Below are 21,642 nucleotides of genomic sequence, written 5' to 3'. Positions count from 1 at the left end.
TTACGGAACCGGGCAGCCGGCCTGCGGCCTTAGCAACGGCATTAACAGCGGTGACATGCCATTAAGTACCTGCAGTGGCAGTGCTGAGGTAAAGAAATACTCTTCAGCGGCGTTACCCGGCAGATAAACCGAAATTACCCCAAAATGCCGCTCTCCCAGATAGAATGCGAAAGTAGCCGTGCGGTTTAATGCCCGCGACTGCACGGTTTCGCCGCGACTATTGACGGTACTGATCCTGTTATCACCAGTGCCGGTTTTACCGCCAATCAGCGGCAGTTGCGGTGCATTCGGTAAGCTAAAGTACTGTTGTAAACGCCGGCCCGTGCCTTGCTGTACTACCCCGGCCAGATTTTCTCTTAGGACCTGTGCCACCTCAGGCAGCATAACCCGTTCCATTTCGACTTCGGTGCGGGCCAGGCTAACGGCATAGGGCGTATCGCGGCCAAAATCCAATGATTCAACACGGAACATCGGTAAACGGCGGCCGCCGTTTTGGATAATGCCCATCAACTCCGCTAACGCGGCCGGACGATCGCCTGAGCTGCCCAGCGCAGTCGCCAGAGAGGGTACCAGGAAGTCGAACGGATAACCCAGCCGTTGCCAGCGCTGATGGATATCCCAGAAGGCTTCAATTTCCAGCATAGTGCGAATGCGGTTATCCCTGGCGCTACGCGACTGGGTGCGGAACAGCCACTGATAGGCCTGCTGGCGCACATCAGCACTTAAACTTATGGCTTCTGCCAGTGTCGGATTGGGTTGTTGCTGTAAATAACCGAGTAACCATAATTCCAGCGGGTGACTGCGGGCCAGATAAGCCTGATCCGGCAAACTGAACTCCGTTGGCGCATATTTGCGGTACAGTTGCCGCCACTGCGCAACCGTTAGCGGGTTATCGGCAAAGCGTTGTTGCATAAAGCGGATAAAGTCCGCCTCGTTGACATCCGGGTAGATAAACCGATAGCCGGCGCTTAAGCGGTCCGGGGTTTGCCGTAAGCCATTTAAGAACACTTCCAGTCGTTGCTCAGCCGTTAAGCGGTGATACTTACGCCAGAAGCGTTGTAAAAAGCTAACACCTTCCTTATCGGCAAAGCGACGCAGGTACTGATCGCGGCGCGGGTCATTATCATTTTTCAGTAGCTGATAACTGCTACTTTCACCGTGATAAATACTGTAGTTAACAATTTCCTGGGTTAAACGAACAAAGGGCAGGTTTATCGACTCATACAGTGCCTGCCGCATTGTCGGCACCATCCGATCTTCCTCGCGCCGGAAGTTGCTAAAGGTATGCAGGCCGCCACCGGTAAAGAAACTCATGCGTGGATCAGCTGAAAATTCACGGTCCATCGCCGCGTTGAGCATCGTCAGTAGACTCACACCGGGGTTTGCAATCAGATAATTAATCGCCCATTGCGATAATTGATCCTGCGGTGCAATTTCCAGTAATGCCAGCGAACTGACTGGTTGCTCAGAATAAGTCTGATGCAGCTCAGCGACGATTTCCAGATAGGTAGTCAGCATCCGTAACTTGGCGGTTGAACCCAATTCCAGCTTGCCGCCTTCGTTTAAATCAAAGGGTTGCTCAGCATGATTATCAGTTTGTACCCGCAACTTGTTGCCGGTGGGCGTGCTCTCGTACAGGGTAAAGCTGTATTTCACGCCGCGCAGCTGGTCTTCCCGTAATAAACGCGGGCCGATAATACCGGCTTGCTGTGCCGGTGCTAATTGTTCCAGCCGCTCCAGATAGCGTTTAATTTGTTGTTGCAGCGCCAGATCCAGGGTGGTTTGTACCGTTAGATCCAAACGATCGGTTTGGTACAGAGTGCGCTCCAATAAGGCTGCAATACGGTTACGCACCAGCAGTGCGGTTTTATCCAGCTGTGGCCGCGGTGTTGTGGCGGCGCTTTGGAAGCTAAGTCGCTGCGCCATCGCCTGCTCCAGCCAGTTTTGGTTGATAATATTGGCCTGGCGCAGTAAGCGTAAATGGCTGTCGACCAGCTGCTCCAACTCGGCACGGCCTTGCAACAGATAAAAACTCGGCCGGCGCTGGGCAATAATCAGCGCCATAACCTGCCGTAATGCTAAGCCATGAGCCGGCGTCGCCGTACTGTCTTTTAACAGCTGATTGACCCTGACGGGATCAGCACCAAACCAGGCGTGCAAACCATCGGCCATGCCGTGAACTTCGCCGGCTTGCGGTGTCGCTGCCAGCGGTACCGTATTGATATAGTCCAGCGCAATTTGTTTGCGCCTTTCCATGGTTTCCCGGGCTGGCTGATAAGCGCGCACCGATGCTGAGACCATCTGCTGCAATTTATCCAGGGCGTCGGCGGTGAAGCCTTGATTAGAGTGCCGGTATTTTTCAATTTGTGTTGCCAGCGTACTGCCACCCGCTGCCGCTGCATCGCGTCCGAGCAGCTTTTTGGTTTGTGCCAGCACCGCAGCACCCAGGCGCGACCAATCTACCGCAGGGTTGGCAAAGGGCGTTATCTGGAACAAATCGCGGTTCTCTACATAGAGTAGGGCTCGCAATAATAATGGCGCGACGTCGTCAAAATGTGGGTATTGAAACTCCGGCTTATGAAAGCTAAACAGTGCATCCTGACGGCAGTCAAAAATCTGCAGCCCCCATTGGCTTTTTTGAGCGTAGGGTGGATAAAAGCCCCAGTCGGCATAGCGTTGCAGTGCCGGTGAAAAGCGGCTTTGCTCTGTAATACTATAGCCTTGTTGTTGCAGGCTGCTCAGCCAGTGCGGCAGATGGCTGTAACCAGCGCGCTGGTCAAAAGGACCGCCTTGCGGATAAACCGGTGCTTCGTCTTCAGGTGCCGGCCCCTTGCCCTGACTAAAGGTCAGCTGTTGCGCCAGATAATGCCAGACTTTAGATTGCAGCACACTGGTGCGCATTTCCTGATAAGTCAGACCAGCCAGTAAAATCAGCAACAAAAGCCAAAGCAACCACTTTAATGGCCGCCAGTTAATGGGTTGCCTGGGGCCTGTCGCGGCAGGGCGGACGCGCGGCGCGGCGTTATCCCGAACATTATCGAAATTGCGCCGATTAATTAGTGGTGGCGCGTCTAACGGTGCATCACCTAGTCGGGGTTCAACCCTTTGCTGATCTGACATAATCTGACTTACTGCACTTCCTGTGGATTAAGCTGTTGGGCTCTGGCTAAGCGCTCAGGATCGGCAGTTAGCTGCCAGCCCTGTAAATTATCAATAATAAGTTGGCTTAAAGCCTGGATATGATCTGCTCGATCATTTAGTGCGCTGATATATTCATAGCGCTTACCGCCGGCATGTTCAAAGTATTCTTTATTTTCTTCGCCAATTTCTTCGATGGTTTCCAGACAATCGGCGGAGAAACCCGGGCAAAATACCTGCACCGAACTGACTCCTTGTGCCGGTAAGGCCTTTAAGGTTTCATCGGTATAGGGTTTCAGCCATTCTTCACGGCCGAAGCGTGATTGAAAGGTGGTTACATACTGCTCGGGCTTAAGCTGTAACGCTTCAGCAATCAGCCGCGAGGTTTTATAACACTCGCAGTGATAGGGATCGCCGTTCATTAAATAGCGTTTCGGGATGCCATGATAAGAAAATAGCAACTTATCGGCCTGACCATGCTGCTGCCAGTGTTCTCTGATACGGTTGGCACAGGCGGCAATATAGGCCGGATAATCATGATAATGGCTGATAAAGCGCAGATCGGGCAGCCAGCGCCGCTGCATAAAATCGCGTGCTAACTCGTCAAAGCTTGAGGCCGAGGTCGAAGCTGAATACTGTGGATACAAGGGTAGGACAATCAACTTGCGGACCCCTTGTTGCATCATCCGCTGCAGCACAGACTGAAAACTGGGGTTGCCGTAGCGCATGGCAAAGTCTACCACCAGATCCGGATAGCCGCGCGTGGCCAATTCGGCAGCCACAGCCTTAGTTTGACTGACAGTATGAAACAGTAGCGGCGAGCCTTGTTCGGTAAACACCGTTTGATAAGCTTTAGCAGAGCGCCGCGGCCGGATATTCAGAATAACGCCATTTAAAATAAACCACCACAACAGGCGCGGCACTTCAACGACCCGGGGATCGGATAGAAACTGCTTTAAATAGCGTTTTAATGCTTTTGGGTTAGCTTCATCCGGTGTACCGAGGTTGGTCAACAATACCCCGATCTTATCGGCTCTGGCGTGACTAAAATCTTTACTATTAATAAATCCCATAAGACGCTGCGCTCCTGATTATACTAAAGCCGGCATTACGGCGAAGGAGCCCCGTTAGATCGCCCGGCTTTAAAGTGATCTTAGCAGTTTCAGCTGCGTAAACCTATGACTGAAACAGAATATTTAGCATCACTGGTCAGACCGCACTCCGGTACCGGTACGAGGTCTAACCTGTTAAGGTGTAATAGATATCAGGGAGAACTGAATGCGTAGAATCCTCGTTTTTTTGCTGGCAGTGTTATTGGCGGCCAGTGCCGGCTCGGTGATCCAAAGCCTGGTGAATCTGCAGGCCATCGCCGCACTGGCAGGGCCCGTTGCCACCGCTGATCAACTGAGTACCCTCTGGTTTGATTTGCGCCACTTTATGCCAGTGCTGGCGGCGATTTTTCTGCCTATTATGCTGTTGAGTTTAATCGCTGCCCGGTTGCTGATTAAGCATATACCTGTGACCAAAGCCATAGTTGTGTTTGCTGTTACAGCAATTGCGACCTGGACAGCCTTGTACGTTATTAACCAACTCGCACCCATGCCAACCCTAATAGCATTAAACCGCACCTTAGCAGGCACCCTGATGTTGCTTGCCTGCACTGGTCTCGGTGCCATTTTTTATCATTATTTTAGTCGTAGCAGGAGTGTTGCATGAGCCTGAACCGAATGCTTTTTCTCTCTCTGATGTTAGTTATCGCGCCGGTTGCGCTGACAACTGAGCCGCTGGCTGCAGATCCGCTGCCGACCAAGCCAAAAGTACAGACACTTACCGAGGGCTTGGAATATCCCTGGTCATTAAGTTTTTTACCCTCTGGCGGCTTTTTGCTAACTGAGCGCAGCGGTCAGTTAGTCACCTTGGGTAGCGATGGTCAGGTGTTGCAAAAGTTGGATGTTAACTTACCGGATCTCTATGCCGCTTCACAGGGGGGCTTATTAGAGGTACTGCTTGCTGAGGATTTCGCGCAAAGCGGCCGCCTGTTTTTAAGCTATGTCTGCGGAACGGCTAATGCCAACAGTGTTTGTTTGGCCAGTGGTAACTGGCAGGACAATCAGCTGACTGATGTAAAACAAATTTTTCGGGCAACTCCAGATCGGCGCGGTGCCGCGCACTATGGTGGTCGTATGGTGCTGCTACCGGATCAAAGCCTGGTACTGACCTTGGGTGACGGCTTTGATTATCGTGAGCAAGCTCAGAATAAAACGAATCACCTGGGGAAAATCGTACGTTTGCAGCAGAATGGCAGCGTGCCTGCGGATAACCCCTTTGTTGGGCAAGCGGCTGTTGCCGCCGAGATTTTTACGCTCGGGCATCGAAATGTGCAGGGCATTGTCTATGATACAGCAACCGGAAAATTGTGGAGTCACGAACATGGCCCCAAAGGTGGCGATGAGCTGAACCTGCTACAAGCCGGTGTTAATTACGGCTGGCCGGTGGCGACCACAGGTATTGATTACACTGGTGCCCGGATTTCTCCCTTTACCCGCTTTACTGGAATGGCTGAGCCGGTATATCAGTGGTCACCTTCGATTGCCCCTGCCGGGATGACGCTGTATCGCGGCGAGGCTTTCCCGCAGTATCAGGGCAACATCTTGATTACGGCTTTAGCGGGCAAGGCTTTGCACCGGTTGGTACTGGACGGCGATAAGGTGGTAGAGGAAGAAAAGCTACTCACTGAACTCGACAGCCGTTTGCGTGATGTGCGTACCGGCCCGGACGGCCTGATCTATATCCTGACCGACGGCCCGGCCGGCAAGTTACTGCGCCTGACCCCGCAGTAACTTATCCACAGCACTCCGGTACCGGTCTGACCAGTTTATCCACAGCACTACGGTACCAGCCTGACCAGTTAGTGCTGATGGCCACCTTCACCATGGGCGTGGCCATGCGCGATTTCTTCTGCAGTCGCCTCACGTACGCTCAGCACTTCGAGTGCGAAGGTTAGGGTTTTGCCGGCCAGTGGGTGATTGGTATCGACTTCCGCCTTAAACATACCCACTTTGACGATAGTCACCTGACGCTCGCCCTGATCGGTGTTAACCCAGGCCACCATGCCAGGTTTCCACTTTTTAGCCCCCCGCAAATGTTTAACCTGCACGCTCTGGATCGCATCGTCGCGACGTTCACCATAGGCATCACCTGGCGCCAGCGTAATTTCAAGCGTATCGCCGGCAGTCTTACCTTCCAGCGCCGCTTCTAATTTTGGCAACATTTGATTATGGCCATGCAGATAGAGCAGGGGCGCGGCTTTGCGCGAGCTCTCCAGCTCGCCTGAGGCATCGCTTAGGGTGTAGTGGAATTGCACAACGGCATTGTTGGTAATTTGCATAATGATAAGTCTGTTAGCTGATAAAAGTGGCGCCATTATATGGCATCTGCATGCAGATAACAGCTATAGCAGTGATTCAGGCTGCAAAGTAAACTGGTATGACCGGTACCGGAGACCTGTGGATAAACAGGTCAGACCGGTACCGGAGTGGTGTGGATAAAATCAGGTGGCGGCTTTCATCTTGCTGACAAAGTCGCGAAGCTTAGTGAGCAGTAGCTCAGGCTCGTGTTGGTGTTGTTCAATCAGTTTGACGATAGCCGAACCGCTAATTGCCCCGGCAGCGCCGTTTTGGATCGCATCTTTTACCTGCTCAGGTGCGGAGATCCCGAAACCCAGCAGGGGTGGCGCTGGATTATAAGCACGAATGCGCGCGATCAGCTCCGAGGTTGGCATCGCGGCCTTGGTTTCGGCACCGGTCACGCCGGCGCGACTTAAAAGATAGGTATAGCCGCGGCCATAAGAGGCGATAGCGCGTAGGTCATCATCATCGACATTTGGTGGCACGATATAAATCGGTGCGATGTTTTGTGCCATCGCGGCTTGGCGGAACAGCTTACTCTCATGCAGCGGCACATCAGCAATCAGTACCGAGTCGACGCCGGCAGTCGCCGCTTGTTGGTAAAACTGAGTAATGCCTTTAGCCATTACCAGGTTTGAATACAGTAATAAACCAATAGGTACTGCTGGGGCATAGGCGCGGATTTTTTCAATCAGCTCAAAGCTGACTGCCGGCGTGACGCCAGCGGCCAGCGCCCGGATATTGGCATTTTGAATTGTTGGGCCGTCAGCAATAGGATCAGAGAACGGAATACCCAGCTCCAGCGCATCGGCGCCACCATCGACCAGGGCTTTTAAAATTTCAAACGACAGCGCCGGGTTCGGATCACCAAGGGTCACGAAGGGTACAAAGGCACCGCGGCCTTCGTTATTAAGCCGCTGAAACATCTGTTGATAACGCTGCATCTTATACTCCTCCCTGCTGCGCCGCTAACACGCTATGCACGTGGGCCAAATCTTTATCACCACGGCCGGATAAATTCACCAGTAACACCATTGGCTCTGTGGCGTCAGCAGCAATTTTTAACGCCTGGGCTACGGCATGCGAGCTTTCCAGCGCAGGAATAATGCCTTCGGCTTTGGCCAGATGTTGGAACGCTGCCAAAGCTTCATCATCATTAATCGCCACGTACTGCGCGCGACCACTTTGCTGCAGATAGGTATGTTGTGGCCCGACCGCCGGGTAGTCTAAACCGGCCGAAATCGAGTACGACTCTTCAATCTGACCATCACTGGTTTGCATAATGGCAGTATAGGCACCGTGCAAAATACCATAGCTGCCGGTACTTAACGCCGCGCCATGCTGATGGGTGTTAATACCCATGCCACCGGGTTCGACGCCAATCAGTTTCACACCAGCTTCATCAATAAAGTCAGCGAAAATGCCGATCGCATTAGAGCCACCACCGACACAGGCAATCACCGCATCCGGTAATTTGCCCTCGGCTTTTAAGATCTGTTGCTTGGCTTCTTCACCAATCATCCGTTGAAAGTCACGCACAATAGTGGGGAACGGATGTGGGCCAGCTGCGGTACCCAGCATATAGTGCGTGGTTTCATAGGTGGCTGACCAGTCGCGCATCGCTTCGTTTACGGCATCCTTTAGCGTACCGGAGCCAGCCGTCACCGGAATCACGGTCGCGCCCATCAGCTTCATCCGAAACACGTTCGGCTGCTGGCGTTCAATATCTTTAGCTCCCATATAGATGCGGCACTTTAAGCCCAACAGCGCACAGGCCAGCGCCGTGGCCACGCCATGCTGGCCGGCACCGGTTTCAGCGATCACTTCTTTTTTACCCATGCGTTTGGTTAGCAGCGCCTGACCTAACACCTGGTTGGTCTTATGCGCGCCGCCATGCAGCAGGTCTTCACGCTTTAAGTAAATTTTAACCAGCGGGTTAGGGGATAAGTTACGGGTCAGCGTCAGCGGCGTTGGCCGGCCGGCATATTCGGTTAGCAATTGCTGAAACTCGGCTAGAAAGGCCGGATCCTGCTGTGCTTCGACAAAGGCGGCTTCCAGCTGCTTTAACGCCGGTACCAGCAATTGTGGCACGAACATGCCGCCATATTCGCCGAAATAGGGGTTTAGTTTTAACTCACTCATCAGTTCTGCTCACCCTTAGTATTGGTTTTGCTCTGAAAATCGAAATGACGGATGGCGCTAAAGGCCGCCGCCAGTTTAGTGTGATCTTTAATGCCCGGCGCACTCTCTAATCCGGAGTTTAAATCCAGCCCCGCCACCGGTAAGGCCAGCGCCTGCGCCACGTTATCCGGCTTAAGGCCGCCGGCTAACATAATAGCTTGTGCGCTGTTAAGCGCTGACAGCAGTGTCCAGTCAAAACTCAAGCCACTGCCGCCATGCTGGCTGGCATGAAAACTGTCCAGCAAGATCCGATCGGCCAGTAGGCTAAACGCCGGTAGCTGCTGTTGCACCCGATAGGCTTTCCAAATCTGACAACCAGTAGGTAATAGCGGCCGAAGGGCAGCAAGATAAGCCTCATCTTCCTCGCCATGTAGCTGCACTGCCGCCAGCTTTAGCGCCTGAGCCAGCCCGGCCACTTCAGATAGTGGGCTATTGACAAAAACGCCAACAAAGCTAAGTTTAGCGGCCTGTATCAGCTGTTGCGCCTGCTCTGCTGTCACATAGCGCGGTGACGCCTTGGCAAAAATTAAGCCGCCGTAGTAAGCCCCGGCTTTAGCCACCGCTTTAACATCTTCAATCCGCGTTAAACCACAGACTTTATGCTCGCCGATAATCAGCCGCTGACAGGCAGCTGCCAGATCGGCTTCTGCCATCAATGAGCTGCCGACTAAAAAGGCATCAGCGACCTGCAGTAGCTCTCGTACCTGCTGATTACGATAAATGCCGGACTCCGATACCACAGTGCGATCAGCTGGGATCAGCTGCCGCAGGCGAAAGCTGGTGTTTAAGTCCGTACTCAGATCGCGCAGGTTGCGGTTATTGATCCCAATTAATCTGGCGCCAAGCTCCACCGCCTGTAAGGTTTCTTCCTCGTTACTGACTTCGGTTAGTACCGTCATATTCAGCTCGGCGGCAATAGCCGCTAATAGCTGGTACTGCTGGGGTGATAAAATCGATAGCATTAACAGTACCGCATCGGCACCGGCTGCCCGTCCGGCATAGATCTGATAGGGATCAATAATAAAGTCTTTATGCAGCAGCGGCTTGTCAGATAAGGCGCGCATCTGCTCCAGATACTGATAGCTGCCCTGAAAGAACTCGCTGTCGGTCAACACCGAGATGCAGTCGGCGTATTGGTTGTACACCTGACTAATAGCGCTAAGATCAAAATCCGCCCGAATTAAGCCTTTCGACGGTGAGGCCTTTTTACACTCCAGAATAAAACGGGCGCCAGGCTGCTGCAAAGCGGCGAGAAAATCCCGGTTGGTCGGGCTGACACTGGCGATAAAGTGCTCCATCGGCCTCTCTTCCGCCATAGCCGAGACTTCAGTTAACTTATGGCTGACGATTTTCGCCAGTACCCCGGTAATGGTTTTATTATGTAGTACCAGTTCAGCCACGGCTTAACTCCTGCATTTTTTCCAAGGTCGCCATCGCCTTACCACTGGCCAGTTGTTCCAGTACTGCTCGGGTGTTCACTTTTAAATCCTGGCCTAAACCGGCAATTTTTAGCATCGCCGCCACATTTACTGCTACTGCCTGATTATGCGCCTCTTCGCCACGGCCTTGCAAAATGGCCAGCGTCACTGCCGCATTTTGCTCCGGCTCGCCACCTGCTAAGGCACTAAGAGGAGTCATATTCAGGCCAAAATCTTCCGGCGTAAGCGTAAATTCGCGCAGTGCACCGTCTTTTAGCTCACAGACGTAAGTTGTGCCATGCAGCGCCACTTCGTCACAGCCGCTACCATGCACCACCCAGGCGCGCTCAGTACCCAGTTGCTGTAAGGCTTCGGCCATCACCCGGCACAGTGCCGGATCGTAGACGCCAAGTAGCTGAAAAGCAGGCCGCGCCGGGTTAATTAAAGGCCCGAGCAAATTAAAAATAGTTCGGCTTTTCAACGCATTGCGTACCGGCATCGCATGCTTAATGCCGCTGTGATACAAGGGCGCAAATAAGAAAGTACATTGCGAATCGGCCAGCATAGTGGCTGCCTGTTGTGGGCTTTGCTGGATGTTGAGTCCCAGATGCTCCAGTAAGTCAGCAGAGCCCGAACGTGATGACACACTGCGGTTGCCATGTTTTACCACCGGCAACCCCATACTGGCGGCGACGATGGCGGCAGTGCTGGAGATATTAATGGTATTGCTGCCATCACCGCCGGTACCACAGCAGTCGATGCTCGGTTTGGTCGTAGCCGGGAATGGTGCGGCTGCTTGCAGTAATGCACTGGCTGCACCGGTTATTTCGGCGCTGCTTTCACCACGTACTTTCAGGGCCGCTAACATGGCGGTTAGATGTAGTGGATCGACCTGACCGGTCACCACAGCACTAAAGAATTGCTCGGCTTGCTCCCGGCTAAGTGCTTTACCGGTCAGTGCTTGTTGCACCAGCGGTAAAACCCCGACCTCTGTGTTGTTAAGATCTGTCATGCTCTTAACTCCTTAATAAATATTCGATACTTTGCTTAAGCAGCGGCTTGCCCAGCGTAGTTAAAATCGACTCCGGGTGAAATTGAAAACCCAGCATCCGCTCAGTCTCGTTAATCACCGCCATCGGAATATGTCGCTCATTGGCAATCTGCTCAAGGGTGTCTGGCAGTGTCGTCGCCATTAGCGAGTGATAACGCGCCACCGGGAAAGGCCGTGGTAAACCGTTAAACACCGGATGTTCGGCCAGACTAATCGCCGAGGTTTTACCGTGTACGGTTTCACCGGCACGGCCGACCACACCGCCATAATGTTCAACGATGGCCTGATGCCCGAGGCAAATCCCCAGCACCGGATAAACTCCGGCGCAGCGCTTTAATAACGCCGGCATTGAGCCAGCATCGGCTGGCGCCCCCGGGCCGGGTGATAACACCAGCAGCACAGGGCCGGTTTCCCGCTGCATTTTTTCAAAAATATAATCGGCCGGAACGGTATTGCGATACAGCTTCAAGCTCACGCCCAGCTGTGCAAATTCATCCACCAGGTTGTAGGTAAAAGAATCGATATTATCCAGCAGATAAACTGTGCAATTAAGGTTCTGGCTCATCTTAATACCCCGCCGCCTGAATAGCGTTAATCACCGCTTGCGCTTTGTTGCGTGTCTCTTCTGCTTCGAGCTTCGCCACTGAGTCAAACACCACCCCGGCACCGGCCTGAATATAAGCCATACCATCCGTGACATAAGCTGAGCGGATCACAATGCAGCTGTCAAAATCGCCGTTACCGGCCAGATAACCAACAGCACCGCCGTAAGAACCGCGTTTTTTCCCCTCAACACCGCGAATAAGCTCAGCCGCCTTCACCTTAGGCGCACCTACCAGGGTACCCATATTCATACAGGCCTGATACGCATGCAGCGCATCGAGCTCCGGTTTTAGCTGGCCCACCACCCGGGATACCAGGTGCATCACGTAGGAATAACGGTCGACTTTTAGTAACTCTTTCACGTAACGGCTGCCGGGCGTGCTGATGCGTGCCACATCATTGCGGGCTAAATCCACCAGCATTAAATGCTCGGCTTTTTCTTTTTCATCCTGGCGCAGCTCCAGCTCAATGCGGCTATCCAGATCGCGGTCAATACTACCATCGGCGGCAAAGCCGCGGCGGCGGGTGCCGGCGATGGGGTAAATCTCCACTTCGCGGCTGGCGGCATTAAACTTCAGCGCCGACTCCGGTGAGGCGCCGAACAGGCAAAACTTAGGGTCTTGCAGATAAAACATATAGGGGCTGGGGTTCAGCTGTTTTAACTTGGCGTAAGCCTGCAGCGGCTTAGGGCAGGGCAGCGAGAAACAGCGCGACGGAACCACCTGAAAGATATCGCCGGCGACAATATGTTGCTTTAGCGTTTCGACCTGGGTTTCAAAATCGGCGTCGCTAATATCAACCGCAATCTCTTTGCTGCTGGCAGCTTGCCCCACAGCCAATGGCTGGCTATGCAGTAGCTGCTGTTTTAACTGCTCTAGCCGTTTTCCAATGGCAAAGCAGTTGGCAGGAGCCGCCTCGCCGCAAAATACATTGCCCACTAAGCGGCTTTGCTGCGCTTTATGGTCAATCACCAGTGCAGTTTCGGCCAGATAAAACAGATAATCCGGGCACTGATTTTCTTTTACCGGCACCTCGGGCAATTGCTCGATATTGGCCACCATATCATAGCCAATCACGCCGCCTAAAAAGATAGCAAAGGGTTCATCACCCTGGCTGCGCAATTGCTGCTGTATTAAACGTAGCGCACTAAACGGATTAGGCTGCGTTAAACGGCTGACTTCATCCAATAGCGGATCTGGCAGCGCAAATTCTGCTAACAGCACCGCCTCCGTACCGGAGTGCTGTGGACAACTGCTGGTCAGACCGGTACCGGAGTGCTGTGGATAAGTGAGGGTGGCGATGGGGCTAAGCAGGTCGGCTAAAAAGGGCAGCAGGGTAAGGCCGTTGCTGCTTAACGCGGTAATACTGACCTGTTGACCGTTACACTCAATACGCAGTGCGGCGTCGATCAGCATCAGACTGTTGACACTGTTTTTGCTGTCAATCTCGGCTGATTCCAGCAGCAGTGAGCAGCGGTCGGCCTGACACAGGCTGGCATAAGCCGCTAAGGCATCGCGCTGATAGGGCAACGTTAGCGCTATACTGGCCACCTCGCCTGGGGTGTCTGTGATATGGCTGAAAATCATCTTAATAATTTTCCTTAATTTTTAGTTGGTTAACCTGTTGCTATTGGTTTGTCGCCGGCTAACCCCAAAACTGCGCCCAAAAAAAAGCCCGTTTCGGGGGAAACGGGCCTGGGTTTCTAAAGCGAATACAACGCCTACACACGCCCGTTGGGAATGTGCCACCACCAGTTGATCAGTGAAAACGTTGTTAGAAATTGCATTGGCTTTAACTACCTTATTCTTGAACGTCTACATAAAACCGCGAATCGGGCTTGGCGTCAAGCCCTTAATCACAAAAACAAGAAAGAAAAACGTATAAAAGTCTGGACGGCTCTATTGGTTGGCAGCTTGTTGTTGCTGCAACTGCTCAATTTTCTGCCAAAGCTCCTCGCTTTCTGCCGTCAGGTCAGCAAATAAACGCATATCGCCATTGCGCTGGGCATGCATCGCTTGCTCCAATTTTTGATCGTACGCTTTGCGCAATTTCTTTACCGGATCGGATTTTAACCAGCCAAACATCATCGTTGCTCCATTAATTTGATGGTACAGCATACGTCAGGATGCGGAAAAAGGTTCACTGTCCTTGAATGGCCTGTTTGTGCGACAATAGCTACCTAATTAGAGGATGATATGAAAATAGATCTACATAGCCACACTAACCACTCAGACGGCCTGTTGCCGGTTGCTGAGCTGTTGGCGCGGGCAATCAGCTGCAATCTGGATGTGCTGGCCATTACCGACCACGATACGGTGAGTGCCTTGCCGCAGGCTGCGGCCTGGCTGACAGAAAATCAGGCACCGCTAACTCTGATTAACGGTGTAGAAATTTCTACCGCCTGGCATGAGTTTGAAATTCATATTGTCGGTTTAAATATCAAGCCGGACTGCCCACAGTTCCTGGCGCGGTTGGCGTCACAACAACAGCGGCGGCTGCAGCGGGCCGAGGAAATGGCTCGCCGGCTGGAAAAAGCGCAAATTCCGGGCGCATTAGAGGCAGTGTTGGCAGAGGTTGGCGACGGCGCCATTACCAGAAGTCATTTTGCGCGCTTTCTGGTGAAAACCGGCCGTGCCGATTCGATGAATGCGGTATTCAAAAAGTACCTGGCGCGCGGTAAAACCGGCTATGTACCCAATAATTGGGTCGATTTAGCCAGTGCTGTGCAATGGATCCATGATGCCGGCGGCCAGGCTGTGCTGGCGCACCCATTAAAATACAACCTGAACGGCCGCTATTTAAAGCGCCTGGTCACCGATTTCGCCGCAGCCGGCGGCGATGCGATGGAAATTATTTCCCCGCAGCAAACGCCGGTGCAGCGACGCGAGCTATGGGCGCTTTGCCAGCAACATCAGCTAACTGCTTCTGTAGGCTCGGATTTTCATCAACCAACAGCTTGGAATGAGCTTGGAAAGCATCTATATTTACCAGACGACGTCACGCCCGTTTGGGCCAGCTGGGGCCTGAGCTCAAAACGCGCAGTCTCAGAATCCAAAGCAGAACCCCAGGCAGAACCAGAGTCAGAACTAAACCGTACAGCGGCCAAGTCCGCTGCATCAACTATCAGCATGGATACGCCAACATGAGCCAGTTTTTTCATATTCACCCGGAAAATCCGCAGCAGCGTCTGTTAAAGCAAGCGGTGCAAATTATCCAGAAAGGCGGTGTGGTGATTTTCCCAACCGACAGTGGGTATGCGCTTGGCTGTCATGTGGGCGATAAAACCGCTATGGATCGCATTATGCAAATCCGTCAGGTTAGCGGCGAACACCACTTTACACTGATGTGTCGCGATCTGTCGGAATTATCGGTATATGCCAAGGTGGAAAACACCGCCTTTCGGTTAATTAAAAACAATACTCCCGGTGCCTACACCTTTATTTTACGCGGCACCAAAGAAGTGCCGCGACGGCTGTTAAATGAAAAGAAGAAGACCATCGGCCTGCGCATTCCAGAAAATAAAATCGCGCTGGCGCTCTTGGAAGAGCTGGCCGAGCCTTTATTGACCACCAGCTTGATTTTACCCGGTCTGGAATTTGCCGAGAGTGATCCGGATGAGATGCGGCATCAGCTGGAGCGGCAGGTCGACCTGATTTTGCATGGCGGCATTATCGGTGAGGACCCAACCACAGTGGTCGACTTATCGGAAGACGCACCGCAGATTATTCGTCAGGGCCGTGGCGATAGCCGGCCGTTTGAATAAGTAGCGAGTTAAGATGGCTGAGCAGCTACCGCCGTTAACGATACAGCAACCGTTACCGCTGGCCTTTGTCCGCGGTGAGGCGGTACTGGAGCGGCCGGAAGATCTCTATATCCCGCCAGATGCGCTGGAGGTGCTGCTCGATACCTTTGAAGGCCCGCTGGATTTTCTGCTGTATTTAATTCGCAAACATAAGTTTGATTTGGTCGATTTGCCGGTAAACGAAATTACCCTGCAATATATGGAATATATTGAGCTGATGCAGGAGCTGAATTTCGAGCTGGCAGCCGAATATCTGGTGATGGCCGCCATGCTGGCGGAAATTAAATCGCGCCTGCTGTTGCCGAAAATCACTAACCTGGAAGACGATGAGCACGACCCACGCGCCGAGCTGGTGCGCCGCTTACAGGAATATGAAATCTTTAAACAAGCAGCGACCGATCTGGATGCCTTACCGCGCGATGAGCGCGACTATTTTACTGCCCAGGCCAGCCTGGCTGATAACTTCAGCCCTTTATTGATTTTACCGGATGTGGATTTTACGGAGCTTATCAGTGCCTTAAATGACATAGTCAAGCGTAGCAAGGCGCTGGCGCATCATCATATTCAGCGTGAACATTTGTCGACCCGGGAGCGGATGAGCCGTATTCTGGATTTACTGCAGCAGCGGCAGGGTTATCTGGAGTTTGCTGAATGCTTTGACTTAACTGAAGGCCGGGAAGGCGTGGTAGTGACCTTTTTAGCGATCCTGGAGCTAACCAAAGAAAAGCTGGTAGAGCTGATCCAGGTGGCGCCTTATGCACAAATCCATGTCAAACTGGCGCTAAGTGAGGCATAATGGCGCAGAAAATTAACGATATCCAATTACTGCAACTTGTCGAAGCCGCGATCTTTGCTGCTGAAAAGCCCCTTAGCCGCGCCGAATTGCAAGCCACAGTGCTGGAGGGCTTTAACGTCAGCGCGAAGCGGCTGCTACAATGTCTGAAGCAACTGCAGGACGATTACAGTGCTCGTGGCATCCAGTTGATGGAAACGGCCAGTGGCTACCGGTTTCAAACCCGCCCTGAATTAAGCGAACCGCTGGCCAGACTCTGGCCCGAGCGTTCGCCGCGTTATTCGCGTGCGGTGCTGGAAACTTTAGCCTTAATTGCTTATCGCCAGCCCATTACCCGCGGTGAAATTGAGCAAATTCGTGGCGTATCGGTCAGTAGCCAGATTATGCGTACCTTGACCGAGCGCGGCTGGGTCAAGGTGGTCGGCCACAAAGAAGTACCGGGTCGGCCCGGGCTTTATGCCACTACTGAGGCCTTTTTAGATTACTTTGGCTTACGCCATTTAGACCAATTACCGCCATTAGCCGAGTTTGCAGCCTTGCAACCGGCAGAAGCGGAATTATTAACCACCGTCGGGATGACAGGAGAGCTCCACTAATGAGTGAAAAATTACAGAAAGTTTTGGCCCGGGCCGGCATCGGTTCGCGTCGCGAAATGGAAGACTACATCAGTCGTGGCCGCGTGACCGTGGATGGTAAACCGGCTAGCCTGGGTGATCGGGTTACCCCGACTCAGGCGATCCGCGTTGATGGTCATCCGGTGCAGGTGGCAAGCGAAGAGCAGCAAGTTTGTCGGGTGCTGGCTTATCACAAGCCCGAGGGCGAGATTTGTTCGCGTACCGATCCGGAAGGGCGGCCTACGGTGTTCTCGCGCTTGCCAAATATCAAGGGCGCGCGTTGGATCGCCATCGGCCGGTTGGATATCAATACCTCAGGTTTGCTGCTGTTCACCACCGACGGCGAGCTGGCTAACCGCCTGATGCACCCTAAATTTGAAGTAGAACGCGAATATGCGGTGCGGGTTTTCGGTGAGATTAACGATGCCATGATCCAGCGTCTGCGCACCGGGGTGGAGCTGGAAGACGGTAAAGCTAACTTTAAACGCATTAAAGCGCTGCCGGGCGAGGGGATTAACCGCTGGTTCCATGTGGTGCTTACTGAAGGCCGTAATCGTGAGGTACGCCGGATGTGGGAATCTCAGGGCGCGGTCGTTAGCCGGCTGATCCGGGTACGCTATGGTGATCTGTTGTTGCCTAAGCACTTACCTGCCGGTGGTTATACCGAATATCCCCTTGCTGAAGTCAACTATCTGCGTAACCTGGTCGGGTTAAAAGATGAAGTGGCCACGTTGGTAAAACCGGAAGATCGCACTGAGCGGCGCCGCCGCCTGGCCAGCATGAAGCGGGCCGTGCGTAAGCATCAAATTGCCGAGAAAACGCCTGGTAAAAAAACTGAACCCAGCGCAAAAGCCAACCGGGCAGAGCCGGCCAAAAAGCCGACTGCGACTAAAGGTCAGGCGGGTAGAGGCAATAGCGCACAGCGGCAGCCAACCGGCAAAACCCCAACCCGTGAAGGCAGAGGCTAATTATCCACAGCACTCCACAGCACTCCGGTACCGGTACGACCAGTTACCTGCCTTAACGCACCTTGCTTTTGCGGATCAGCCGGTACAGCAACTCAGGTGATAGCCGGGCGATGAAAGCCGCCAGTTTTTCTTTAAAGCCGCCGATAACAATATAACTGTTACCTTTGCGCAATGCTTTGAGTGTTGCTGTAGCAAACTCGTCGGCAGTCATGGCTTTTGCCTGGGCATCATCCATTTTACCGAGCGCTTCGCCACTGCCGGTTAGTGCATTCATTGATACCGCGGTTTTCACAAAGCCGGGGAAAACCACCGCCACGCGAATACCCTGGTTATACAGCTCGGCCCGCACGCTATTGGCCCATAAGTGCAGCGCTGCCTTAGCAGCAGAGTAGCTGCCGCGGTATTGGGTACCGACTAAACCGGCGACACTGGAGATAAACACCAGCTGGCCGGTGCCTTGTTTTAACATCACCGACAACACCCGCCGACTCAGCGCCACCTGAGCAAAGTAATCAATTTCCATAATTTTGCGATCAGTGTCGCTGCTGGTATCCATCACTAGTGCGCGCTGACTGATCCCGGCGTTATTGATCAGCCAGTCCAGCCGGCCGTAGTGATGAATAATCTTATCAAGCGCTTGCTGCTGAGCATGCTCATCGCAGATATCCAACGGTACCGTTAAATGCCGTTCCGGTTGCGGCAGACTTTGTTGCACGCGCTCAAGCTCTGTTCTACGGCGGGCGCTCAGCACCACCTTGGCGCCGGCTGCGGCAAATTGCTTTGCCAAAGCTTCACCGATGCCCCCTGACGCACCGGTGATCCAGATCACCTTGTCTTGTAGCGATATTGTCATCGTTATGGCCATCTTAAGATACAGATGGCCGATGTTAGGGGATTTGCAGTGTGACTGTCAAAGTGAAGTCACGCTGACTGGTCAGACCGGTACCGGAGTGCTGTGGATAAGTTAGCTGCCGACCCGGAATTTACGGCTAAAGTGGCGCTTAAACAGCATAATGGCACTGATACCCATCACCGGGGCGATAATCCAGCTAATCACTTGCCATTGACCAGTCAGCACTTCGGCCAGTAAGCGGCGGCCACCGGCAGCAAAAAAGGCAGTGTAAAGCGCGATACCGGTGCCAATCATTGAAGTAAAGTGCTCAATAATCCATTGCCGGGGCTGCAAAGTGGGTTGACGGATATAACGCAAAATCCCAATCACTGTCATAGCACCCACACCGCTAAAGATGATTGATAACAAATCACTGGCAGCAATACCGACTATTGCCAGCGCAACACTACCGACCAACAACGCCCATACCGGCCCCTGATAAGACCATACCCGCAGCTGTGCCAGGTCGGCTTTTACTTTCAGCACACCGTATGCATGTCGCACTGTCACCCAGGTTAATAAGCTGAGTTGCAACAGAAAGAACGAAAACAGCCGCCGCTCAGTAATAAATTTCTGCAGTTGTGCTGCGGTCCAGTTCGGGTTCTGGCCATAAACCACGGTAGGGCTATAAAGCACCATCAGGCACATCAGTACCCCGGAGCCCGCAATTAACAGCATCATCTGGTAGTAAAGCTTACCGGCTGTATTGTGTAACATACTGCCTTTGGCACTGACGACCGGCACCCAAAACAACATCAGGCAAATGCCCCCCAATAAAATGTGCAGAGCAAGTAAGCTGGTATGTAAGTAGTTCATTTAACGCCTCCTCTGGCTGAAAACAGATTCAGCTTACGCTTGCAGTTGCCCGACCGCAGGTGCCGGAAGTCAGGATTTTCGCACATGACTTTTGGCCTATTGCACTCGTTACGACAAACGTCATAATGAGCTGATGAAATACCATTTTCCGCTGGCAACCCTGGCCGGCATCCTGACCTGGCTACTGGTATCCGGTATCACTTTGATGCTGCTATTACGGCTGCCTGCACCACAGCCACTGCTGCCAGCCAGCCTGCTATTGTTACTCTATGGTATGAGCTTTATCTTTCTGACGCAGGAGCAGCATCCACTGGGTCTTGGTGGCCGCTATGGTCGCTGGCTGCTGCCGCTACCACTGATCTGCGCCTTCGCCTTACAGTGGTTGTTACCGACCGCTATTTTTGACTATCTGGCCATACTGACCATTATCTGGGTCTGTTTGCTGCCACATCTGATGTCGCAGCGTTTGGCGTTGCTACTGACCCTGGGCATAGTGGCGCTATGGTTTGGCTTACAGGCCTATCTGGAGCAGCGCAGTTTGTGGATCACCGCAGCGCTGTACGGTAGCTTTCATTTATTTGCGGTACTGATGCAGACTGCAATTAAGGCTGAAACCGAGGCGCGCGCTGAATTAACAGAAAAGCATCGTCAATTGCTGGCCGCGCAACAACTATTACAGCTGGCGTCACGCGCAGAAGAGCGTAATCGGATCGCCCGCGATCTGCATGATTTATTAGGACATCATTTGACGGCGCTGACGATACAATTGCAGGTTGCCAGTTATCAGTGTGATGGCGAGGCCAAACTTCAGGTTGAGAAAAGTCTGCAACTGGCCAGATTGCTACTTTCTGATGTGCGCGAAGCGGTATCCGCGATGCGCGACAGTTCCGAGCTGGATTTAAAGCAGTTATTTGCCCCCTTGCTGCAGCATTTACCGGATAGCTTGCAGGTTGAGCTGGATATAGCACCCAAATTAAAAGCCAGCTCCTTAAATCAGGCTCAGCATCTACAGTATCTGGTGCAGGAAGCCATCAGTAATACCCTAAAACATGCCAATGCCAGCTGCTTGTGGATCCATGCCAGGGAGGCAGAGCAGGGCATCGCCTTAGAGATTAAAGATAATGGTCAGCTAAAGGCAAACTGGCAGCCAGGTAACGGTCTGATTGGCATGCGCGAGCGCGTTGCCGAATGTGGCGGCAAGCTGCATCTTGCCGCTGATGCCGGAAGTCTGGCGTTACAAATCTGGTTACCTCAGGCAGGAGTGGCCGATGTTTAAAGTGTTATTAGTCGACGATCAGAAGCTAATCCGTGATGGCATTCGCAGCTTGCTGGCGATATCCGGTAAGGTCGAAGTGGTCGGCGAAGCCTGTGATGGCAGTGAAGTCGTAGCACTGTGGCAAAGCTGCCAACCCCAAGTTATCCTGATGGATCTGTCGATGCCGAAAATGGATGGCATCGCCGCCATTAAAGCCTTGAAAGCAGCCGGCAGCGATACGCCGGTGCTGGTATTGACCACCTTTGACGACCATGAGTTGGTACTGCAAAGCCTGCAAGCCGGCGCCCGTGGCTTTCTATTAAAGGATGTGTCGCTGGATACGCTAATCAAAGCCATCGAGAGCCTGGCGGCCGGGGGTAGCTGTTTTCAACCTACTATTACTGAGCGCTTATTGCAGCAATTACCCGGCAGTGCCGATACTCAGTACCGCAAGCCGGCGTTGCCAGAGCCGCTAACAGATAAAGAGTTGGAGATTTTGCGGCTAATGGCGGCTGGCTACAGTAATAAAGAAATTGCCAGCGCCCTGTTTAAATCTGAAGGCACAGTAAAAAACCAGTGCTCGACCATCTTAAGTAAGCTCGGGGTGCGGGATCGCACCCGAGCGGTATTACTGGCTTTGGAGCTGGGCCTTATCACCCCCTAAACTTATCCACAGCACTCCGGTACCGGTCTGGCCAGCTTAT

Annotated in this window: 21 protein-coding genes; 9 read left to right on the top strand and 12 right to left on the bottom strand. The window is 52.9% G+C overall.

The window, feature by feature from the left end; all coding sequences use genetic code 11:
* Together H1D31_RS10485 and hemH are read right to left on the bottom strand one after the other, a co-directional pair.
* Entirely contained in the window at positions 1-3,120 is a 3,120-nt protein-coding gene (locus H1D31_RS10485; RefSeq protein ID WP_261258381.1) for a transglycosylase domain-containing protein, read from the bottom strand.
* A gap of 8 nt (positions 3,121-3,128) precedes the next feature.
* Positions 3,129-4,211: a ferrochelatase gene (gene hemH, locus H1D31_RS10480; RefSeq protein ID WP_261258379.1), complete on the bottom strand. Its 1,083-nt coding sequence runs from the start codon at positions 4,209-4,211 to the stop codon at positions 3,129-3,131.
* A gap of 205 nt (positions 4,212-4,416) precedes the next feature.
* On the opposite strand from hemH, the gene H1D31_RS10475 reads away from it, so the two are divergent.
* Positions 4,417-4,854, top strand: coding sequence for a hypothetical protein (locus tag H1D31_RS10475; RefSeq protein WP_261258377.1), 438 nt, complete (start codon positions 4,417-4,419; stop codon positions 4,852-4,854).
* Positions 4,851-5,978, top strand: coding sequence for a PQQ-dependent sugar dehydrogenase (locus tag H1D31_RS10470; RefSeq protein ID WP_261258375.1), 1,128 nt, complete (start codon positions 4,851-4,853; stop codon positions 5,976-5,978). Before H1D31_RS10475 ends, H1D31_RS10470 begins: the two co-directional genes overlap by 4 nt.
* A gap of 68 nt (positions 5,979-6,046) precedes the next feature.
* Here H1D31_RS10470 and H1D31_RS10465 read toward each other — a convergent pair whose 3' ends face one another.
* The 8 genes from H1D31_RS10465 to H1D31_RS10430 all read right to left on the bottom strand — a co-directional run bounded on the left by H1D31_RS10465 (position 6,047) and on the right by H1D31_RS10430 (position 13,882).
* Positions 6,047-6,526, bottom strand: coding sequence for a peptidylprolyl isomerase (locus H1D31_RS10465; RefSeq protein WP_237709384.1), 480 nt, complete (start codon positions 6,524-6,526; stop codon positions 6,047-6,049).
* A gap of 162 nt (positions 6,527-6,688) precedes the next feature.
* Positions 6,689-7,489, bottom strand: coding sequence for a tryptophan synthase subunit alpha (gene trpA, locus H1D31_RS10460; RefSeq protein WP_065955233.1), 801 nt, complete (start codon positions 7,487-7,489; stop codon positions 6,689-6,691).
* 1 nt (position 7,490) lies between these two features.
* Complete coding sequence (trpB, locus tag H1D31_RS10455; protein ID WP_261258372.1) at positions 7,491-8,687, bottom strand: tryptophan synthase subunit beta; 1,197 nt, start codon at positions 8,685-8,687, stop codon at positions 7,491-7,493.
* Entirely contained in the window at positions 8,687-10,126 is a 1,440-nt protein-coding gene (gene trpCF, locus H1D31_RS10450) for a bifunctional indole-3-glycerol-phosphate synthase TrpC/phosphoribosylanthranilate isomerase TrpF (protein ID WP_261258369.1), read from the bottom strand. Before trpCF ends, trpB begins: the two co-directional genes overlap by 1 nt.
* Positions 10,119-11,156, bottom strand: a complete 1,038-nt coding sequence (gene trpD / locus H1D31_RS10445) for an anthranilate phosphoribosyltransferase (RefSeq protein WP_261258367.1) — start codon at positions 11,154-11,156, stop codon at positions 10,119-10,121. Before trpD ends, trpCF begins: the two co-directional genes overlap by 8 nt.
* Before the next feature lie 4 nt (positions 11,157-11,160).
* Positions 11,161-11,760 carry an aminodeoxychorismate/anthranilate synthase component II gene (locus H1D31_RS10440; protein WP_261258365.1) on the bottom strand — a complete coding sequence of 200 codons (600 nt, stop codon included), beginning with the start codon at positions 11,758-11,760 and terminating at the stop codon, positions 11,161-11,163.
* Between the two features lies 1 nt (position 11,761).
* Positions 11,762-13,384, bottom strand: coding sequence for an anthranilate synthase component 1 (locus H1D31_RS10435; protein WP_261258364.1), 1,623 nt, complete (start codon positions 13,382-13,384; stop codon positions 11,762-11,764).
* A 312-nt stretch (positions 13,385-13,696) separates the two neighbouring features.
* Positions 13,697-13,882 (bottom strand): DUF6435 family protein, encoded by a 186-nt coding sequence (locus tag H1D31_RS10430; protein ID WP_261260085.1) that lies wholly within the window; start codon positions 13,880-13,882, stop codon positions 13,697-13,699.
* Positions 13,883-13,993: 111 nt separating this feature from the next.
* On the opposite strand from H1D31_RS10430, the gene rnm reads away from it, so the two are divergent.
* The 5 genes from rnm to rluB are packed head-to-tail and all read left to right on the top strand — an operon-like array spanning position 13,994 to position 17,975.
* Positions 13,994-14,944 carry an RNase RNM gene (gene rnm, locus H1D31_RS10425; RefSeq protein ID WP_261258360.1) on the top strand — a complete coding sequence of 317 codons (951 nt, stop codon included), beginning with the start codon at positions 13,994-13,996 and terminating at the stop codon, positions 14,942-14,944.
* A complete protein-coding gene (locus H1D31_RS10420) occupies positions 14,941-15,561 on the top strand; it encodes an L-threonylcarbamoyladenylate synthase (RefSeq protein WP_261258358.1) in 621 nt (206 codons plus the stop codon). The genes rnm and H1D31_RS10420 overlap by 4 nt, the downstream gene beginning before the upstream one ends.
* Positions 15,562-15,574: 13 nt before the next feature.
* The gene (locus H1D31_RS10415; protein WP_065955240.1) at positions 15,575-16,396 is read left to right on the top strand and encodes a segregation and condensation protein A; all 822 of its coding nucleotides are present in this window, start codon (positions 15,575-15,577) and stop codon (positions 16,394-16,396) included.
* Complete coding sequence (gene scpB / locus H1D31_RS10410; RefSeq protein WP_008951751.1) at positions 16,396-16,989, top strand: SMC-Scp complex subunit ScpB; 594 nt, start codon at positions 16,396-16,398, stop codon at positions 16,987-16,989. The genes H1D31_RS10415 and scpB overlap by 1 nt, the downstream gene beginning before the upstream one ends.
* On the top strand, positions 16,989-17,975 hold the full coding sequence (gene rluB / locus H1D31_RS10405; protein WP_261258353.1) for a 23S rRNA pseudouridine(2605) synthase RluB: 987 nt from the start codon (positions 16,989-16,991) through the stop codon (positions 17,973-17,975). The genes scpB and rluB overlap by 1 nt, the downstream gene beginning before the upstream one ends.
* Positions 17,976-18,027: 52 nt before the next feature.
* Here rluB and H1D31_RS10400 read toward each other — a convergent pair whose 3' ends face one another.
* Together H1D31_RS10400 and H1D31_RS10395 are read right to left on the bottom strand one after the other, a co-directional pair.
* Positions 18,028-18,828 (bottom strand): SDR family oxidoreductase, encoded by an 801-nt coding sequence (locus H1D31_RS10400; RefSeq protein WP_008607956.1) that lies wholly within the window; start codon positions 18,826-18,828, stop codon positions 18,028-18,030.
* A 111-nt stretch (positions 18,829-18,939) separates the two neighbouring features.
* A complete protein-coding gene (locus tag H1D31_RS10395; RefSeq protein ID WP_261258351.1) occupies positions 18,940-19,683 on the bottom strand; it encodes a hypothetical protein in 744 nt (247 codons plus the stop codon).
* Between the two features lie 133 nt (positions 19,684-19,816).
* Between H1D31_RS10395 and H1D31_RS10390 the strand changes: the two genes are divergently transcribed.
* Together H1D31_RS10390 and H1D31_RS10385 are read left to right on the top strand one after the other, a co-directional pair.
* Positions 19,817-20,959 carry a sensor histidine kinase gene (locus tag H1D31_RS10390; protein ID WP_261258349.1) on the top strand — a complete coding sequence of 381 codons (1,143 nt, stop codon included), beginning with the start codon at positions 19,817-19,819 and terminating at the stop codon, positions 20,957-20,959.
* Complete coding sequence (locus tag H1D31_RS10385) at positions 20,952-21,602, top strand: response regulator (protein ID WP_261258346.1); 651 nt, start codon at positions 20,952-20,954, stop codon at positions 21,600-21,602. Before H1D31_RS10390 ends, H1D31_RS10385 begins: the two co-directional genes overlap by 8 nt.
* The last annotated feature ends 40 nt before the right edge of the window (positions 21,603-21,642 follow it).

Source organism: Alishewanella sp. BS5-314 (assembly GCF_025377695.1).
Classification (GTDB): Bacteria; Pseudomonadota; Gammaproteobacteria; order Enterobacterales; family Alteromonadaceae; genus Alishewanella; species Alishewanella aestuarii.
The sequence above is the reverse complement of the archived record's forward strand: the minus strand, read 5'-3'. Positions and strand labels throughout refer to the sequence as shown.

Excerpts from the sequence above, each read along its gene's own strand:
- trpA (WP_065955233.1), bottom strand. The coding sequence starts at position 7,489 with ATGCAGCGTTATCAACAGATGTTTCAGCGGCTTAATAACGAAGGCCGC.
- H1D31_RS10435 (WP_261258364.1), bottom strand. The coding sequence starts at position 13,384 with ATGATTTTCAGCCATATCACAGACACCCCAGGCGAGGTGGCCAGTATA.
- scpB (WP_008951751.1), top strand. The coding sequence starts at position 16,396 with ATGGCGCAGAAAATTAACGATATCCAATTACTGCAACTTGTCGAAGCC.
- H1D31_RS10415 (WP_065955240.1), top strand. The coding sequence starts at position 15,575 with ATGGCTGAGCAGCTACCGCCGTTAACGATACAGCAACCGTTACCGCTG.
- rluB (WP_261258353.1), top strand. The coding sequence starts at position 16,989 with ATGAGTGAAAAATTACAGAAAGTTTTGGCCCGGGCCGGCATCGGTTCG.
- H1D31_RS10440 (WP_261258365.1), bottom strand. The coding sequence starts at position 11,760 with ATGAGCCAGAACCTTAATTGCACAGTTTATCTGCTGGATAATATCGAT.
- trpD (WP_261258367.1), bottom strand. The coding sequence starts at position 11,156 with ATGACAGATCTTAACAACACAGAGGTCGGGGTTTTACCGCTGGTGCAA.
- H1D31_RS10420 (WP_261258358.1), top strand. The coding sequence starts at position 14,941 with ATGAGCCAGTTTTTTCATATTCACCCGGAAAATCCGCAGCAGCGTCTG.
- H1D31_RS10385 (WP_261258346.1), top strand. The coding sequence starts at position 20,952 with ATGTTTAAAGTGTTATTAGTCGACGATCAGAAGCTAATCCGTGATGGC.
- H1D31_RS10390 (WP_261258349.1), top strand. The coding sequence starts at position 19,817 with ATGAAATACCATTTTCCGCTGGCAACCCTGGCCGGCATCCTGACCTGG.
- H1D31_RS10475 (WP_261258377.1), top strand. The coding sequence starts at position 4,417 with ATGCGTAGAATCCTCGTTTTTTTGCTGGCAGTGTTATTGGCGGCCAGT.
- hemH (WP_261258379.1), bottom strand. The coding sequence starts at position 4,211 with ATGGGATTTATTAATAGTAAAGATTTTAGTCACGCCAGAGCCGATAAG.
- H1D31_RS10485 (WP_261258381.1), bottom strand. The coding sequence starts at position 3,120 with ATGTCAGATCAGCAAAGGGTTGAACCCCGACTAGGTGATGCACCGTTA.
- H1D31_RS10470 (WP_261258375.1), top strand. The coding sequence starts at position 4,851 with ATGAGCCTGAACCGAATGCTTTTTCTCTCTCTGATGTTAGTTATCGCG.
- rnm (WP_261258360.1), top strand. The coding sequence starts at position 13,994 with ATGAAAATAGATCTACATAGCCACACTAACCACTCAGACGGCCTGTTG.
- H1D31_RS10395 (WP_261258351.1), bottom strand. The coding sequence starts at position 19,683 with ATGAACTACTTACATACCAGCTTACTTGCTCTGCACATTTTATTGGGG.
- H1D31_RS10465 (WP_237709384.1), bottom strand. The coding sequence starts at position 6,526 with ATGCAAATTACCAACAATGCCGTTGTGCAATTCCACTACACCCTAAGC.
- H1D31_RS10430 (WP_261260085.1), bottom strand. The coding sequence starts at position 13,882 with ATGTTTGGCTGGTTAAAATCCGATCCGGTAAAGAAATTGCGCAAAGCG.
- H1D31_RS10400 (WP_008607956.1), bottom strand. The coding sequence starts at position 18,828 with ATGACAATATCGCTACAAGACAAGGTGATCTGGATCACCGGTGCGTCA.
- trpB (WP_261258372.1), bottom strand. The coding sequence starts at position 8,687 with ATGAGTGAGTTAAAACTAAACCCCTATTTCGGCGAATATGGCGGCATG.